We start from the raw sequence: 13,557 nt of genomic DNA, 5'->3' as shown, positions 1-13,557 counted from the left end.
CACCAATCGTTATTGTTTGGGCTGACAATCAATCACTTCGCCTTTCACACCTGCCGCTTCATCTGTCATCAAATATACATAAGGCGACATGATTTCTTCGGGCGTTTTTAGGGTATAAGGGTCTTCGCCAGGAAAAGCGTGGGCTCGCATATTGGTGCGAGTTGCCCCTGGATTGATGCAGTTAAATCTTAAAGTAGTATGATTGTTGGTTTCTTGGGTAAAAATCGTCGCCATGCCTTCAAGCGACTGTTTCGATAAAGCATAAGCCCCCCAAAATGCACGAGGCTTAGCAACACCACTGCTGGTAAAAACCACCGAACCGCTACTGGCGGCTTTTAATAGCGGCATGAGTGCCTGAGTCAACATAAAAACCGCTGTCGAATTGACACGCATGACCTGCTCAAAAGTAATGGGGTCGTACATTTCAAGCGGTGTTAATGCCCCCAAAATCGCTGCATTGTGTAGCACACCGTCCAAATGTCCAAATTCCTTTTCTATCAATCTTGCCAGCTCTTGCATCTGGGCAAAAGTTGCTTTTTCTAAATCCAATGGCAAAATGGCAGGCTCTGGCAAATGCAGGCTTTCGATCTCATCATAGACCGCTTCTAGTTTGCTTTGGGTTTTACCAAGCAGTAATACCGTCGCACCACATTTGGCATAGGTCAGTGCCGCCACTTTACCGATGCCGTCTCCTGCCCCTGTCACAAGGATAATTTTACCATTTAGGCTGTCTGCTTGATAATCAAAAGCACGAATATCATGATGGTTCACGCCATCACCTCCTGTATTTTGCCCAACACCCAATCGGTCAGCTCATCAGGTGTCTGCACCACTTTATCAGCTCCCCAATCATCAGGATTTTCATCAGGAACGATATAACCAAAGCCAACAGCCACAGTGGTCATGCCAGATGCTTGCCCTGCCTGTATGTCCCTGATGTGGTCACCCACATAGATGCAGTTTTTGCACTCAATGTTTGTGCCAAATGTTTGATTGAGTCTGTCTGTCGCCAAAAACATCGGCTCTGGGTCAGGCTTGGTATTGACCACATCATCAGGGCAAACCAGTACCGCACAGCGTTTGGCTAGGTCTAACTTATCAAGGAGCTGTTCTGCCAAATATCTGGGTTTATTGGTGACAATCCCCCACTGAATGCCTTGATTTTCAAGGGTGTTTAGTAGCTTATCCAAGCCATCAAAGAGTCTGCTATCGACACAGATGTCTTGTTCGTACAAATCCAAAAACTCTTGGCGATAGGCGAGCAGTTTCTCATCACTGTCCGCCACCTCTGCCAGCTCATCGCCAAACATCAAACGCACCATCGCCCTAGCCCCTGCTGACACTTGCTCTCGTATCGCCTCTTCTGTGGGGCATGGGTGGTTGTGCTTAGCACACATCTGCTTGATGATGCGAATAAAATCAGGGGCAGTATCGATGAGCGTACCGTCCAAATCAAACAACACCGCCCAAATCTTTGAGGTCATCATACACTCCTTATGCAGCAGGCTTGGTAAATGCCATCATATAATTGACATCGACATTGCTGTTTGATAACCAAAAATGCTTGGTGATGGGATTATAATGCAGTCCTGTCATATCAAATCGCTCAAATCCTGCTCGGATTGCCATCTGGTCAAGCTCAGCTGGTGTGATGAATTTATGCCAATCGTGCGTGCCTTTATCCAACAATCGTAGCACATACTCCGCCCCCACAATGGCAAACAGATACGATTTTGGATTGCGATTGATGGTACTCATCACGCACGCACCACCTGGTTTTAGTAGGTCAAAACACGCCTGTATGATGGCTGATGGGTCTGGCACATGTTCAAGCATCTCCATGCAAGTGACCACATCAAAGCTGGCAGGCTGTTCTTTGGCAAGCTCCTCAACCGCCACACAACGAAACGATACTTTATCGCTCATTCCTGTCTTGGCAGCATGGATACCAGCCGCTTGCAGATTTTCATCGCCCAAATCCACACCCAGCACACCAGCACCACGCACCGCCATCGAATGCGACAAAATACCGCCACCACAGCCAATATCCACCACCGATTTGCCCACCAATGGCGAGCCGTAATGCTCATTGACCCTATCTTCAATCCAGTTAAGGCGTAATGGATTAATGTCGTGCAAAGATTTAAACGCACCATTTCTATCCCACCATTCGTTGGCAAGTTTGGTGAATTTACCGATTTCATCAAAATCAGCATTGGCAGGCGTATTGATGTGCTGCATGGCGTATCCTTGTTCAGACGCTAAAATGATTCATAAAATGACTATCTTACCATTTTTCAAGCCCATTGACTACATTCTTGCCAATGCTTGACGGCCAAACCAGCAACAAAGATGTCACTTCTGCCTGTTATTTAGGTAAATTTGCCCAAAAAACATAAAATTTACACAAACTGCAACGAATTATTAAGAAAACAATTGCCACATTTGCCCAAAAATACGCTAAACTATACCCGACCAATTTTTTTGGCAATTGTCTCCCATCGGGCGGTATTGCCATCATTTCCAAACAACCGTTGGATTTAAGGAAACAATGATGAAATTTTTACTAAAAACTTCCGTCATGGCGACCGTGCTTGGCTTGGCGACACTTGTCCAAGCTGCCGAGTTTGAAGCGAATAAAGATTACCAAGTTTTACCAAACCCTGAAAATATCGCAGGCGATGTTATCGTGGTGCGTGAGTTTTTTTGGTATGGTTGCCCACATTGCTACGCCCTAGAACCACACATGCAAAAATGGGCAAAAACTCGTGCCAAAGATGTGGCATTTTTCCAAACGCCAGCCGCTCTAAACCCTATGTGGGAGGTGAGTGCTCGTGGTTTTTATGCCGCTCAGCAACTTGGCGTACAAGAAAAAACGCATCAGCTACTGTTTGATGCCGTACACAAAGATGGCAAGAGAAACATCATCGGCTCACAAGAAGAGCTTGCTAATTGGTATGCCTCACAAGGCGTGGATAAGACCAAATTCAACAGTCTATACAACTCATTCCCTGTCACCACCAAAATCGAACGCTCCAAAGCAGGAGCTCAGCGTTATCAACTGACGGGCGTGCCTGCGGTGGTGGTGCATGGCAAATATGTGGTAACAGGCGAAGATGCCAAAGTGCCACAAGTAGTTGATTTTCTTATCAATAAAGTGCGTGAAGAGAAAAAATAAGTCACTTTTTGCCAAAAAACATCGCTCGCATGGGCGATGTTTTTTTATGACCCATCAATGATGGTGTGATGCTTGTACGAAATATCTTACAACAAAAGATGATTTCTACCACTATACCACAACCTGCTATTGTGTGATAATACGCACACAGCAAGGAAATGGCGAATGGAAATGCCAACATGGACGACCGCTGTTTTGATGGAACGCATTGCATGGATTTGACCGCAAGGTCATCGCTTAGGAAAGTAACAAAGCCACATGAACCCGAATTTCATGTGGCTTTGTTACATCATAGCACTGTATATCAGAAAAATACAATATATTTTATTGATTATCATTATCAAATGGATTGATACATCGGCAAATCAAGTAGATAAAATCGCCACTTCCTTGACATAGCTTTCAAAATCCGCCACGCTTTCGGTCAGCAGTTCATCATCGCCTAAGTGACGGGCGTACTCTATCCACAACAACAGTTGATAAATGCTGTTAAACTCACTGGCATTAAACTGCTTAACAAATTGCTTAATGGTGCTTTCATCGCTTAATTTGAGGCGTGCATACCAAGTCTCAATCTTGGCGATTTGTTCTTTGGTAAATTTGCATTCAAACAATGCCTGTGTCAAACTGTGGTGGTCTTCCTCGATGATGAGTTTGCCCACTCGCTTGATTTGGCGATTTTTAGCAGCGGCACTGGTGATACTGGCAAGCTGGCTTAATTCGTCCAAAAAATACTCGCTGACAGGCAGATTTTTTTGTTGTTTTTTGGATAAATTGGCAAGCGGTGTCGCCAATGCTTGCAGGCGTTCATGGGCTTTTTTGATTTCGGTGCGAGATACTCGCATGTCTTGTTTTGACCAATCAATCATCATTCTATCATCTCTTTTTTAGCAATAAATTCACAACTTAACAGCACCAATAGCGTTTTTCACGATGCTTGGCAACCACTCGCATCTGATTGGGTAATGATTGTGCCAGTCGTCTTTCAATCAGTCTGGTCATATACACCGAGCGATGCTGACCGCCTGTACAGCCAATGCCAATCGTGATGGTGTGGCGATTGTTTTGCAAAAAACTTGGCAGCCATTTATTCAAATAAGTGGCAATATCCGCCGCCATCTCGTCCACTTCTGGGTGCTGGGCAAAAAATGCTTGCACAGGAGCATCTTCGCCAGATTGCTGACGCAGCTCGATGTGCCAATGCGGATTTGGCAACACTCTGACATCAAAAATAAAGTCAGCATCAATTGGTGTGCCATATTTAAAACCGAAGGACAGCAGATTGATGGTTACTTGATTTTGCACACCCAGATAGTCACGCACTTTTTCTTTTAGCTCGTGCGTATTGAGATAGCTGGTGTCAATCTTAATATCAGATAAGCTGGCAATCGGCTCCAACAGCTCAATCTCACTCAAAATCGCTTTTGGCAGATTGCCCGTCACCCCTGTCGCCATCAAGGGGTGTACTCGTCTGGTTGCCCCAAAACGAGCCACCAGCACCGATTCGGTAGCTGTTGTGTACAATACCGTGATGGCACTCTCACCATAACAAGCAATCAAATCGTCATGCACTTTGGGAAAGCTGGACAAATCCGCCGCTGGGGCTCTGACATCAACGCCCAAAGCAATCTTATGAATACTGTCATCAGAGGTGAGTTTTTTGATGGTCTCTGGCACGATGGATAAGGGCAAATTATCAATCACATAAAACCCAAAATCCTCTAAAATATTGAGCACCGAAGTCTTGCCAGAACCCGAACGACCCGACACGATGATGATGGATGCTTGTTTTGTCATATACTTCCTGTACAGGTGATGTGCTAATTTAGGTTAATTTGTAGATTATCCAACAATCTGGCTTTACCAAGCCACGCCGCCAACAAAACCACCAACTTTGTATCCGACTGACTGACGGTTTGCAGCTTGTCATTATATAATTCTAGATAATCCACCACAAATCCATTGGCGTTCAGATGCTCTCGTGCTTGTGCCACCAATGCATGATAGTCCATGAATGGTGCTTGGCGAATATGCTTTGCCAGCTGGTTAAGCGTTTGGTTTAACATCGGTGCCAATCGTCTCTCATCATCCGTCAGATACTGGTTGCGAGATGATAAGGCAAGCCCATCATCGGCTCGCACGATATCCGCTCCGATAATTTGTATGCCAAAATTTAATTCGTCATTAAGCTGTCTGATGATGGCTAATTGCTGATAATCTTTTTTGCCAAAAACAGCCACATCAGGACGCACGATATTAAAGAGCTTAGACACCACCAGCCCCACGCCATCAAAATGCGTAGGACGACTTTTGCCACACAAAATCTTGGTAATCTCACCGCTTAATACTTGGATATTTGGCGGATAAGTGGGGTACATTTCATCAACGCTTGGGGCAAAGACCATATCCGCCCCCACCGTTTGTAGTTTTTGACAATCCTCATCTAGGGTGCGTGGATAGCTATCAAAATCCTCGCCTGCCCCAAACTGGGTGGGATTGACAAAGATACTCACCACCACGATGTCAGCGTGCTGTTTGGCGATATTGACTAAGGTCAAATGCCCTTCGTGCAGATTGCCCATCGTGGGGACTAGGGCAACTTTGGGAGCAATGGTGTTATCACGGTATGCTTTTAATTGTGCTTGTAATTGGGCGATGGTGTTAAAGACTTGCATTGTTATTCTCTAAATTTTTTTAAAAAGTATGCTCTATACTCGGAAAAGAGCCATTTTTTACCGAATTGTGATAATTGACAAATGCCCCCAAAATATCGCCTGTCTCATTGCCATCATCTTTTAAAAAGTCTTTGACAAATTTGGCAGGTTTACGAGTATAAACGCCTAGCATATCGTGCATAACCAACACCTGCCCATCGGTGTCCGCCCCTGCCCCAATGCCGATAACAGGCACGGCAAATTTTTCAGTAACGGTTTTGGCAAGGGAAGCAGGCACACATTCTAATAAAATCATACTCGCCCCTGCGTTTACCAATATTTCACAGTCTTTTAAGAGCTTTTCGGCTTGTGCGTCTGTTTTGCCTTGTACCTTGTAGCCACCAAAGACATTGACCGATTGGGGGGTTAAGCCCAAATGCACGCAAGTGGGCACGCCATTATTTGCCAAAACTTGAACGATTTCGGCAAGCTCACTACCGCCTTCAATCTTCACCACATTTGCCCCTGCTTGCATGACCGCACGGGCGTTGGCGACTGCGTCTGTCAAGGTGGCATAGCTCATAAAGGGCAAATCGGTCATAATCAGGGCGTGGCTATTTGCCCTTGCGACATTTTGCGTGTGATAGACCATATCGGCAACCGTGACAGGCAAAGTGGAGCTTTGTCCTTGTACCACCATGCCAAGACTGTCGCCCACCAAAATGGTGTCAATGCCTGCCTGCCCCATCAGATGAGCAAAACTTGCCTCATAGCAGGTCAAACAGCTAAATTTTTCGCCTACCTTTTTGTATTTGGCAAGGGTGGATAGAGTGATGGGGGCTTGATGATTTGGGGCAAGATAGGTCATTGATGCTGATCCAGATGGGAAAAATGATTCAAAATGGCATGATTGATTTGGGTAATCACGGTCATTTTGGTAAAAATGTATCATTATAGTGGGTTAATTTTTTAAAATTTCAAGCCCCTGCCAGTCGCCAGCTGTCGAAAGCTCCTTTAAAGGCTTGCCATCAATCATCAGCGTATCATCAAGTTCGAGCATTGGAATGACCACAAAATTTCTTAGGGTCAATTCTTTGTGTGGAACAATCAAACGCTCATTGTCAATCACTTCATCACCATAAAGCAAAATATCCACATCAAGCGAGCGTTCGCCCCAGTGGCGTAAGCGAACTCGCCCTGCTGTATTTTCAAGCGATTGACAAAAATCTAGTAAATCCAGTGGCGACAAATTGGTATCGGCTTTTAACACAGCATTGACAAAATCAGGCTGGTCGGTAACGCCATAGGCTTTTGAGGTATAAAAAGACGACACCACCACCTTGTCAAAATGGGGGCTGTTTTTGAAGGCGGTAATGGCGTTTTGTAGGTGCTCAATGGGCGTGCCGTGTTCGTTGGCGATGTTGCCCCCAAGTCCAATAAAACAACTGACCATCACATTCTCCTTAGATTGTATCCGCTTTGGGTTTGGCGTTTGATTTACGACTGCGGCGGCGTTTGGGTTTATCGCCCAGCTCATCGCTTGACGCTGTTTTTGGTGTCGCTTTTTTGGGACTGGCAGATTTTTTCTTAGTATTTTTGGCAGTGGTTGCTTTGGATTTTTTGGGCGGTTTTGACTCGCTTAATCCTTGTTGCTGCTCCAAAATGCTCAAAGTCGATGACGGCTTGCGACGACGATGGCGAGATGCTGGAATGTATGGTTCATCATTGGCAAGCAATTTGGCAAAGTCTTCTTCGCTGTACTCAACCATCGCAAAACTAGGCACATCAACCATCTCATCTTTGGTATCTGCCTGCGGTGCTACCACAAATAGTGGCTTAGGCTTGGCGGTCGGCTTATCATGTCGCAACGACAATTCTCGTAACTGTTCAAGCTCCAAACTGATATTATCCGCCTTGCGGTCTCGACGACGGCGTTTTGGTGTGCCAGCCGCCGCACCGAAACTCTCAATCATCATTGCTTTTTCTGACGCATTAGCATCTTGGTATGCTTGCCACCACGCAGCCATATCGCCTGTTGGCTCGGTCAATGGGTGGTCATCAAATCGCTCTCTTAGCACCAAAAAGTCAAAAGCTGCACGGAATTTTGGCAAGCGTTCTAACTGGGCGATGTCCTTGATTTTTGGATTAACCAGCTTGCTTTGCAAAATCCAAATATCAGCAATGAACTGCTCGGCAAATTTAGGAATGGCGGTCTTGATTCTTTGGGCATCGATGGTTTTGGCAGCCGCCTTAATCTGAGCTTCATGAAAAGGCAAGCCCTTTTTCTTAAACTTGGCAAGCTGATGCAGATAATTACCCCACAACATCGTGGCATAAATAAAAGCAGGATTGACGCTTTTGCCTGCCAAAATACGCTTATCGGTATTGATGGCGGCGGCGGTCATCAATGCAGACGGCTCATCGGGTGGATACACCATCAAGCTGTCCATCGCCCCATGCTCGAATAAAATCGGCAATAACGGTGTCAGATAGCCCCCGCCAAACATTTTTTGAGTTTCGTCATACAGTCGATGCGTAGAGACCTGTTCAAGCAATGCCCAATTATCGGCATGAAACTGCTTTTGTAGTGCATCATCAAACTCAAAACCCAATTTGGCCTTAAAACGCAAAGCACGAAGCAGTCGTACAGGGTCTTCTTCAACACGCACCGATGCGTCGCCAAGCAATCTAAGCGTGCGGTTTTGAAGGTCGGTCAATGCCCCACAAAAATCCAATACCTCGCCTGCGATTGGGTCATAATACAAAGCATTGATGGAAAAATCACGACGAGCAAAATCCTGCTCAATATCGCCCCACACATTATCACGGGTAATCATACCCTCATCGGTGGTGTGGGTGTCGTCTTTGGGCGGTGCTCGAAAAGTCGCCACTTCAATCATCTCACGCCCAGAATAGACATGGGCAAGCTGAAAGCGTCGTCCAATGATACGACAACGCCCTCCAAAAATCGCCTTAATCTCATGCGGACGAGCATCTGTCACCGCATCAAAATCCTTTGGGGCAAATCCAAGCAAACCATCACGCACACCACCGCCCACGATATAGGCATCAAATCCTGCTTTTTTGAGCGTGCCAACCACCTCAACAATGCTGTGTGGCAAAGTTGATTTTTGTAGATTGAGTGATTTGGCAGCGTGTACGGTTTTCACCACTTTGTTATGTTTTGGCTTTTTCGGCGTTTTGGTCGCCATGCCATCTCCTTGTTTTTAAAAACAATGTCACTGACTTTGACAAAAAATCAAAAAAATCATCGTTATTCGTTAAACCCCCTATTTTAACCCTTTCCCCAAAAAAAAGCGACAAAAAAGCCCAACAAAGCACAGGAAGTTTACAAATCTTGTAAACTTTGGCTTATTTTTCTTTGGGCTGGCTGGGCAAATGAAGCACCGTCAAGCGGTGGCGGTTTTTGTCAATGGTCGCCTTGCCAATGCCTTTGACCCTAGCCAGTTCATCAACAGAAGCAAACTGACCGTATTGACTGCGATGATTCACAATGGCTTGGGCAGTCTGATGACCCACGCCTGCCAATGTGGTCAAATCAACCACAGAAGCAGTATTGATATTGATGAGCTGACTGCGTTTTTTGTCCTTGATGAGTGCTTGATATGCCTGATGCACATCGGTGTAGCAATGTGGCGTTACCGTGGTTGCCAGTCCATTTTGGCAAATGCCAACAAATCCAGTCAGTAAAAGCTGGTATCTCATGATTGCTGTTCGCTAAGTTTTGCCATCGTCCAAAGCCTGTCCATGTCTGCTACATTTGTCCCATCAAAATCTTGACCACTTGCCAATAACGACTGCTCCACAAACGCAAAACGGCGTCTAAATTTGGCATTGGCATTGTGCAGTGCCATCTCTGCATCGATGTCCAAATGCCGAGCCAGATTGGTCAGCACAAATAATACATCGCCTAATTCATCGCTAATTTTATCTTTTTGGGCAGTATTCAATTTATCGGTTTTATAAGCAAAACTGGCGGTGGGTAATTCTGCTTGCAATTCGCCCAACTCTTCTTGGAGCTTATCCAGCACACCGCCTAGATTTGCCCAATCAAAACCGACTTTTGCTGATTGTTTTTGTAGATTTTGGGCAGTCATCAAAGCCGTACCTGTCTTGACATCGGACAACAAGCGTTTGGGCTTGCCAGCATTTTCAATGGCTTTAATCTCATTCCAACGGCGTTTGACATCTTCGTCTGTGGCTAGATTTTCCTTGTCAAATACATGAGGGTGCCTTCTGATGAGCTTTTGCATCAAAGCATAAATCACCTCGCCCATGTCAAAACGACCCTGTTCATCATACAAATGGGCATGAAACACCACCTGCAACAACACATCGCCCAGCTCGCCCTTGATTTCTTGGTCGTCGTTGCTGTTGATGGCGTCAATCAGCTCAAATACCTCCTCCAAAGCGTAGGGTTTTAGACTTTCGTTGGTTTGCTTAGCGTCCCAAGGACAATCGGTGCGTAGTCGCTGCATCAAGGCAAGCAAATCATCAAAATTACGACTTGGTGTCATGATATTTTTCCCAAAAAAACAAAAACCCATTATATCAGATAATGAGTTTTTGTTTGCTGGTATCGCAAGATTACTATGGCTTAATCTAAGTCTGTGATACATTTGGCGGGGAGGGGTTCGAAAGGAATGCCACAATTCTCATCTTGCCCTGACAATATCACGCCTTTTCGGTTTGTTTTGGCGATTTTGTTACTGCCAATGATTTTATAACAGCTCTCGCCATCACACATGACAGCCTTGTATTTGCCACGATATGTTGTTATTGAGATTTTGCCGTGCAATCGCATGGTTACATTGCCAGTCTTGTTGATGATAATGCTCTGCGCAGTGCCATTACCTCTATAAAAATTAAAATCCTTCTCACCCACAAAAGGCAAGTTGCCCGCCGCCAATGCTGACTGGCAGGTCAAGATTGCCAAAAAACATACCGCTAATTTTTTCATCACATCACTCCTTAAAGAAAGACAAGACATATATTACCCCCCCCCCGCTTTCTTTGCAAGCAAAAAATGAAGTGCGTGCGTATTTTTATGTTTATTGGGTCAAATCAGCAAATAATGCGGTGGACAAATACCGCTCGCCCGATGAAGGAATGATGACCACGATGAGTTTGCCAGCATTTTGGGGACGGGCAGCAAGCTGCAACGCCGCTGATACTGCCGCTCCTGACGAAATACCCACCAGCAGACCCTCTTTTGCCGCCAGTTCACGAGCGACTGTAAACGCATCATCATTGTCAATCTTGATGATTTCATCATAAATTTGTGTATTTAGTATCGATGGCACAAAGCCTGCCCCAATGCCCTGAATGGGGTGTGGGCCTTTTTCGCCACCAGACAACACAGGCGATGCTGATGGTTCGACTGCCACCACTTGCACGCTGTCTTTTTTGGCTTTTAGGACTTCACCCACGCCTGTCACCGTGCCACCTGTACCCACACCCGACACAAAGATATCCACCAAACCATCAGTATCACGCCAAATTTCCTCAGCGGTCGTCTCACGATGTACTTGCGGATTGGCAAGATTGTCAAACTGGCGAGGCATAAAGTAGCCATCTTGGGCAGCCAGCTCATTGGCTTTGGCGATAGCCCCACCCATGCCGTCAGCAGCTGGCGTTAGAATCAATGTCGCCCCATAAGCACGAAGCAAGGCACGGCGTTCAAGACTCATGCTTTCAGGCATGGTGATGACAAGTTTGTAGCCACGAGCGGCACAGACCATCGCAAGACCGATGCCTGTATTGCCAGAAGTCGCCTCAACGATGGTGGTGTCTTGATTGATTTTGCCTGATTTTTCGGCATCATCAATCATCGATAAAGCAATGCGATCTTTGACTGAGCTGGCTGGATTAAAATATTCTAGCTTCACCACCACACGGGCAGGCAAATCTTTGGCTAGGTTGGATAATTCGACCAATGGCGTATTACCAATCAAATCAGTGATATTGTTAGCGATATTCATAAACTTCCCTCATGTAGTCATTGATGATGTGATGATTAGCATAACAAATTTTTTGGGCGATGGATACGCCCAAACGCAAAAATTGTTAGTCAAAATTTGACACGCTTTATTCTACATTGAACAATCATCAAGAATACTTAGACTTTATCATTGGTTTTGGCTATAATAAATCATCAATCAAGCCCAAGGATATGATGAGAACCGTAGCAATCTTAGTATTGGCGATGTACTCATCATAAACATCCACTCTCTAAATACCACTCAACCCATTCATCAACCACTTTTTAACGGCTGCCAATTTATGACCCAACAAATCTTTGACCCTATTACCATTTCTTGTTTTAAAGCATACGATGTGCGTGGCGAGCTTGGCGTAAACTTGGACGAAAGCATCGCTTATCGCATTGGGCGAGCCTTTGCTCAATTTTTACATCACAACAGCACAAACCCCGTCATGGTCGTGGGTGCAGACATTCGCCCATCAAGTAACAGCCTAAAACAATCGGTCATTGATGGCATCACAGACGCTGGTGTTGATGTCATTGATTTGGGCATGGTTGGTACCGAAGAGGTGTATTTTGCAGTCAGCCACTACAAAGCAATCGGTGGTATCGAGGTTACTGCCAGCCACAACCCCATCAATTATAATGGTCTAAAAATGGTGCGTGAAAACAGCCGTCCCATCAGTGCAGATACAGGCTTGGCAGACATTCGTACCATCGCTGAACAAGGCGATTTTATCACGCCAGCACACAAAGGCAAAATCAGCGTACACACCGATAAAACCGCCTACATCGATAAACTGATGAGCTTTGTTGATACCGCCAAATTCACCCCGAAAAAAATCGTGGTCAATAGCGGTAACGGCTCAGCAGGTCCTGTGGTAGACGAGCTAGAAAAACGCTTGGGCGACAAGATTGAGCTTATCAAAGTCCATCACACCCCAGATGGCTCATTCCCCAACGGCATTCCCAATCCCATGATTATCGCCAATCAACAAGCAACCTCAGAAGCGGTCATCGCTCATGGGGCGGATTTTGGTGTGGCGTTTGATGGCGATTTTGACCGCTGTTTTTTGTTTGATGAACATGGTCGTTTCATTGAAGGCAGTTATGTGGTTGGCATGCTTGCCGAAGCTTTTTTACAAAAATACCCACAACAAACCATCGTCTATGACCCACGAGTCGTGTACAACACCCAAGATGTCATCAGTCGCCTCAATGGTGTGCCAGCCCTAAGTAAATCAGGGCATTCATTCATCAAGCAAGTCATGCGTGAGACTGGGGCGATTTATGGTGGCGAAATGTCAGCCCATCATTATTTTAAAGACTTTTTTTATTGCGATAGTGGCATGATTGTCTGGCTGCTGTTGATTGAATTGTTGTCAGTGACAGGTCAGTCGCTGTCCTCACTCGTTGATGATTATATCGCCAAATTCCCAAGTTCAGGCGAGCTTAATTTCCGCTTAGGTCAGACAGATGCCACGCAAATCAGCCAACTATTAGAGCAACATTTTGCCCAGCTATCTCCAAATAAAAATACCCTAGATGGACTTAGTTTGGACTTTGGCAACTGGCGATTTAACCTGCGTTCATCAAATACCGAGCCGCTCATTCGTCTAAATATTGAGACTCTTGGCGACACCACACTCCTGCGTCACAAAACCGATGAAATCGTACAAATATTGTATCATCACGGTGCAATACGAGCAGATCATTGATGA

General features: G+C 45.5%; 15 protein-coding genes. 2 read left to right on the top strand and 13 right to left on the bottom strand.

The annotated features are described in order from the left end of the window. Nucleotides 1–9: 9 nt before the first annotated feature. The 3 genes from LU297_RS05265 to ubiG are packed head-to-tail and all read right to left on the bottom strand — an operon-like array spanning nucleotide 10 to nucleotide 2,241. Entirely contained in the window at nucleotides 10–771 is a 762-nt protein-coding gene (locus LU297_RS05265; protein WP_263075514.1) for a YciK family oxidoreductase, read from the bottom strand. After that, nucleotides 768–1,484 (bottom strand): HAD family hydrolase, encoded by a 717-nt coding sequence (locus LU297_RS05260; RefSeq protein WP_263077336.1) that lies wholly within the window; start codon nucleotides 1,482–1,484, stop codon nucleotides 768–770. The genes LU297_RS05265 and LU297_RS05260 overlap by 4 nt, the downstream gene beginning before the upstream one ends. 10 nt (nucleotides 1,485–1,494) lie before the next feature. Beyond that, entirely contained in the window at nucleotides 1,495–2,241 is a 747-nt protein-coding gene (gene ubiG / locus LU297_RS05255) for a bifunctional 2-polyprenyl-6-hydroxyphenol methylase/3-demethylubiquinol 3-O-methyltransferase UbiG (protein ID WP_263075513.1), read from the bottom strand. Between the two features lie 313 nt (nucleotides 2,242–2,554). Between ubiG and LU297_RS05250 the strand changes: the two genes are divergently transcribed. After that, nucleotides 2,555–3,178, top strand: coding sequence for a thiol:disulfide interchange protein DsbA/DsbL (locus LU297_RS05250; protein WP_263075512.1), 624 nt, complete (start codon nucleotides 2,555–2,557; stop codon nucleotides 3,176–3,178). Between the two features lie 365 nt (nucleotides 3,179–3,543). Here LU297_RS05250 and yjgA read toward each other — a convergent pair whose 3' ends face one another. From yjgA to cysK, 10 genes are all read right to left on the bottom strand, one after another. Then, complete coding sequence (gene yjgA, locus LU297_RS05245) at nucleotides 3,544–4,047, bottom strand: ribosome biogenesis factor YjgA (protein ID WP_263077335.1); 504 nt, start codon at nucleotides 4,045–4,047, stop codon at nucleotides 3,544–3,546. 37 nt (nucleotides 4,048–4,084) lie between these two features. Then, complete coding sequence (gene rapZ / locus LU297_RS05240) at nucleotides 4,085–4,975, bottom strand: RNase adapter RapZ (protein ID WP_263075511.1); 891 nt, start codon at nucleotides 4,973–4,975, stop codon at nucleotides 4,085–4,087. A 23-nt stretch (nucleotides 4,976–4,998) separates the two neighbouring features. Continuing rightward, a complete protein-coding gene (gene panC, locus LU297_RS05235; protein WP_263075510.1) occupies nucleotides 4,999–5,853 on the bottom strand; it encodes a pantoate--beta-alanine ligase in 855 nt (284 codons plus the stop codon). Nucleotides 5,854–5,872: 19 nt separating this feature from the next. Further along, entirely contained in the window at nucleotides 5,873–6,700 is an 828-nt protein-coding gene (gene panB / locus LU297_RS05230) for a 3-methyl-2-oxobutanoate hydroxymethyltransferase (RefSeq protein WP_263075509.1), read from the bottom strand. A 93-nt stretch (nucleotides 6,701–6,793) separates the two neighbouring features. Then, on the bottom strand, nucleotides 6,794–7,285 hold the full coding sequence (gene folK / locus LU297_RS05225; protein ID WP_263075508.1) for a 2-amino-4-hydroxy-6-hydroxymethyldihydropteridine diphosphokinase: 492 nt from the start codon (nucleotides 7,283–7,285) through the stop codon (nucleotides 6,794–6,796). A 10-nt stretch (nucleotides 7,286–7,295) separates the two neighbouring features. Beyond that, nucleotides 7,296–9,044: a polynucleotide adenylyltransferase PcnB gene (pcnB, locus tag LU297_RS05220; protein WP_263075507.1), complete on the bottom strand. Its 1,749-nt coding sequence runs from the start codon at nucleotides 9,042–9,044 to the stop codon at nucleotides 7,296–7,298. Between the two features lie 160 nt (nucleotides 9,045–9,204). Further along, entirely contained in the window at nucleotides 9,205–9,558 is a 354-nt protein-coding gene (locus LU297_RS05215; RefSeq protein ID WP_263075506.1) for a ComEA family DNA-binding protein, read from the bottom strand. Continuing rightward, a complete protein-coding gene (mazG, locus tag LU297_RS05210) occupies nucleotides 9,555–10,370 on the bottom strand; it encodes a nucleoside triphosphate pyrophosphohydrolase (protein WP_263075505.1) in 816 nt (271 codons plus the stop codon). Before mazG ends, LU297_RS05215 begins: the two co-directional genes overlap by 4 nt. A gap of 80 nt (nucleotides 10,371–10,450) precedes the next feature. Continuing rightward, entirely contained in the window at nucleotides 10,451–10,813 is a 363-nt protein-coding gene (locus LU297_RS05205; protein WP_263075504.1) for a hypothetical protein, read from the bottom strand. A 91-nt stretch (nucleotides 10,814–10,904) separates the two neighbouring features. After that, nucleotides 10,905–11,834, bottom strand: a complete 930-nt coding sequence (cysK, locus tag LU297_RS05200) for a cysteine synthase A (protein WP_263075503.1) — start codon at nucleotides 11,832–11,834, stop codon at nucleotides 10,905–10,907. Between the two features lie 301 nt (nucleotides 11,835–12,135). Here cysK and LU297_RS05195 point away from each other — a divergent pair, with 301 nt between their 5' ends. Beyond that, entirely contained in the window at nucleotides 12,136–13,554 is a 1,419-nt protein-coding gene (locus tag LU297_RS05195; protein WP_263075502.1) for a phosphohexomutase domain-containing protein, read from the top strand. Nucleotides 13,555–13,557: the final 3 nt, after the last annotated feature.

Origin of the sequence: Moraxella nasicaprae (assembly GCF_025643275.1) — a bacterium.
Taxonomy (GTDB): domain Bacteria; phylum Pseudomonadota; class Gammaproteobacteria; order Pseudomonadales; family Moraxellaceae; genus Moraxella; species Moraxella nasicaprae.
Note: the sequence above shows the minus strand (reverse complement) of the source record. Positions and strands in the feature narration are given on the sequence as shown.

Excerpts from the sequence above, each read along its gene's own strand:
- LU297_RS05260 (WP_263077336.1), bottom strand. The coding sequence starts at position 1,484 with ATGACCTCAAAGATTTGGGCGGTGTTGTTTGATTTGGACGGTACGCTC.
- ubiG (WP_263075513.1), bottom strand. The coding sequence starts at position 2,241 with ATGCAGCACATCAATACGCCTGCCAATGCTGATTTTGATGAAATCGGT.
- LU297_RS05250 (WP_263075512.1), top strand. The coding sequence starts at position 2,555 with ATGAAATTTTTACTAAAAACTTCCGTCATGGCGACCGTGCTTGGCTTG.
- yjgA (WP_263077335.1), bottom strand. The coding sequence starts at position 4,047 with ATGATTGATTGGTCAAAACAAGACATGCGAGTATCTCGCACCGAAATC.
- rapZ (WP_263075511.1), bottom strand. The coding sequence starts at position 4,975 with ATGACAAAACAAGCATCCATCATCATCGTGTCGGGTCGTTCGGGTTCT.
- panC (WP_263075510.1), bottom strand. The coding sequence starts at position 5,853 with ATGCAAGTCTTTAACACCATCGCCCAATTACAAGCACAATTAAAAGCA.
- panB (WP_263075509.1), bottom strand. The coding sequence starts at position 6,700 with ATGACCTATCTTGCCCCAAATCATCAAGCCCCCATCACTCTATCCACC.
- folK (WP_263075508.1), bottom strand. The coding sequence starts at position 7,285 with ATGGTCAGTTGTTTTATTGGACTTGGGGGCAACATCGCCAACGAACAC.
- pcnB (WP_263075507.1), bottom strand. The coding sequence starts at position 9,044 with ATGGCGACCAAAACGCCGAAAAAGCCAAAACATAACAAAGTGGTGAAA.
- LU297_RS05215 (WP_263075506.1), bottom strand. The coding sequence starts at position 9,558 with ATGAGATACCAGCTTTTACTGACTGGATTTGTTGGCATTTGCCAAAAT.
- mazG (WP_263075505.1), bottom strand. The coding sequence starts at position 10,370 with ATGACACCAAGTCGTAATTTTGATGATTTGCTTGCCTTGATGCAGCGA.
- LU297_RS05205 (WP_263075504.1), bottom strand. The coding sequence starts at position 10,813 with ATGAAAAAATTAGCGGTATGTTTTTTGGCAATCTTGACCTGCCAGTCA.
- cysK (WP_263075503.1), bottom strand. The coding sequence starts at position 11,834 with ATGAATATCGCTAACAATATCACTGATTTGATTGGTAATACGCCATTG.
- LU297_RS05195 (WP_263075502.1), top strand. The coding sequence starts at position 12,136 with ATGACCCAACAAATCTTTGACCCTATTACCATTTCTTGTTTTAAAGCA.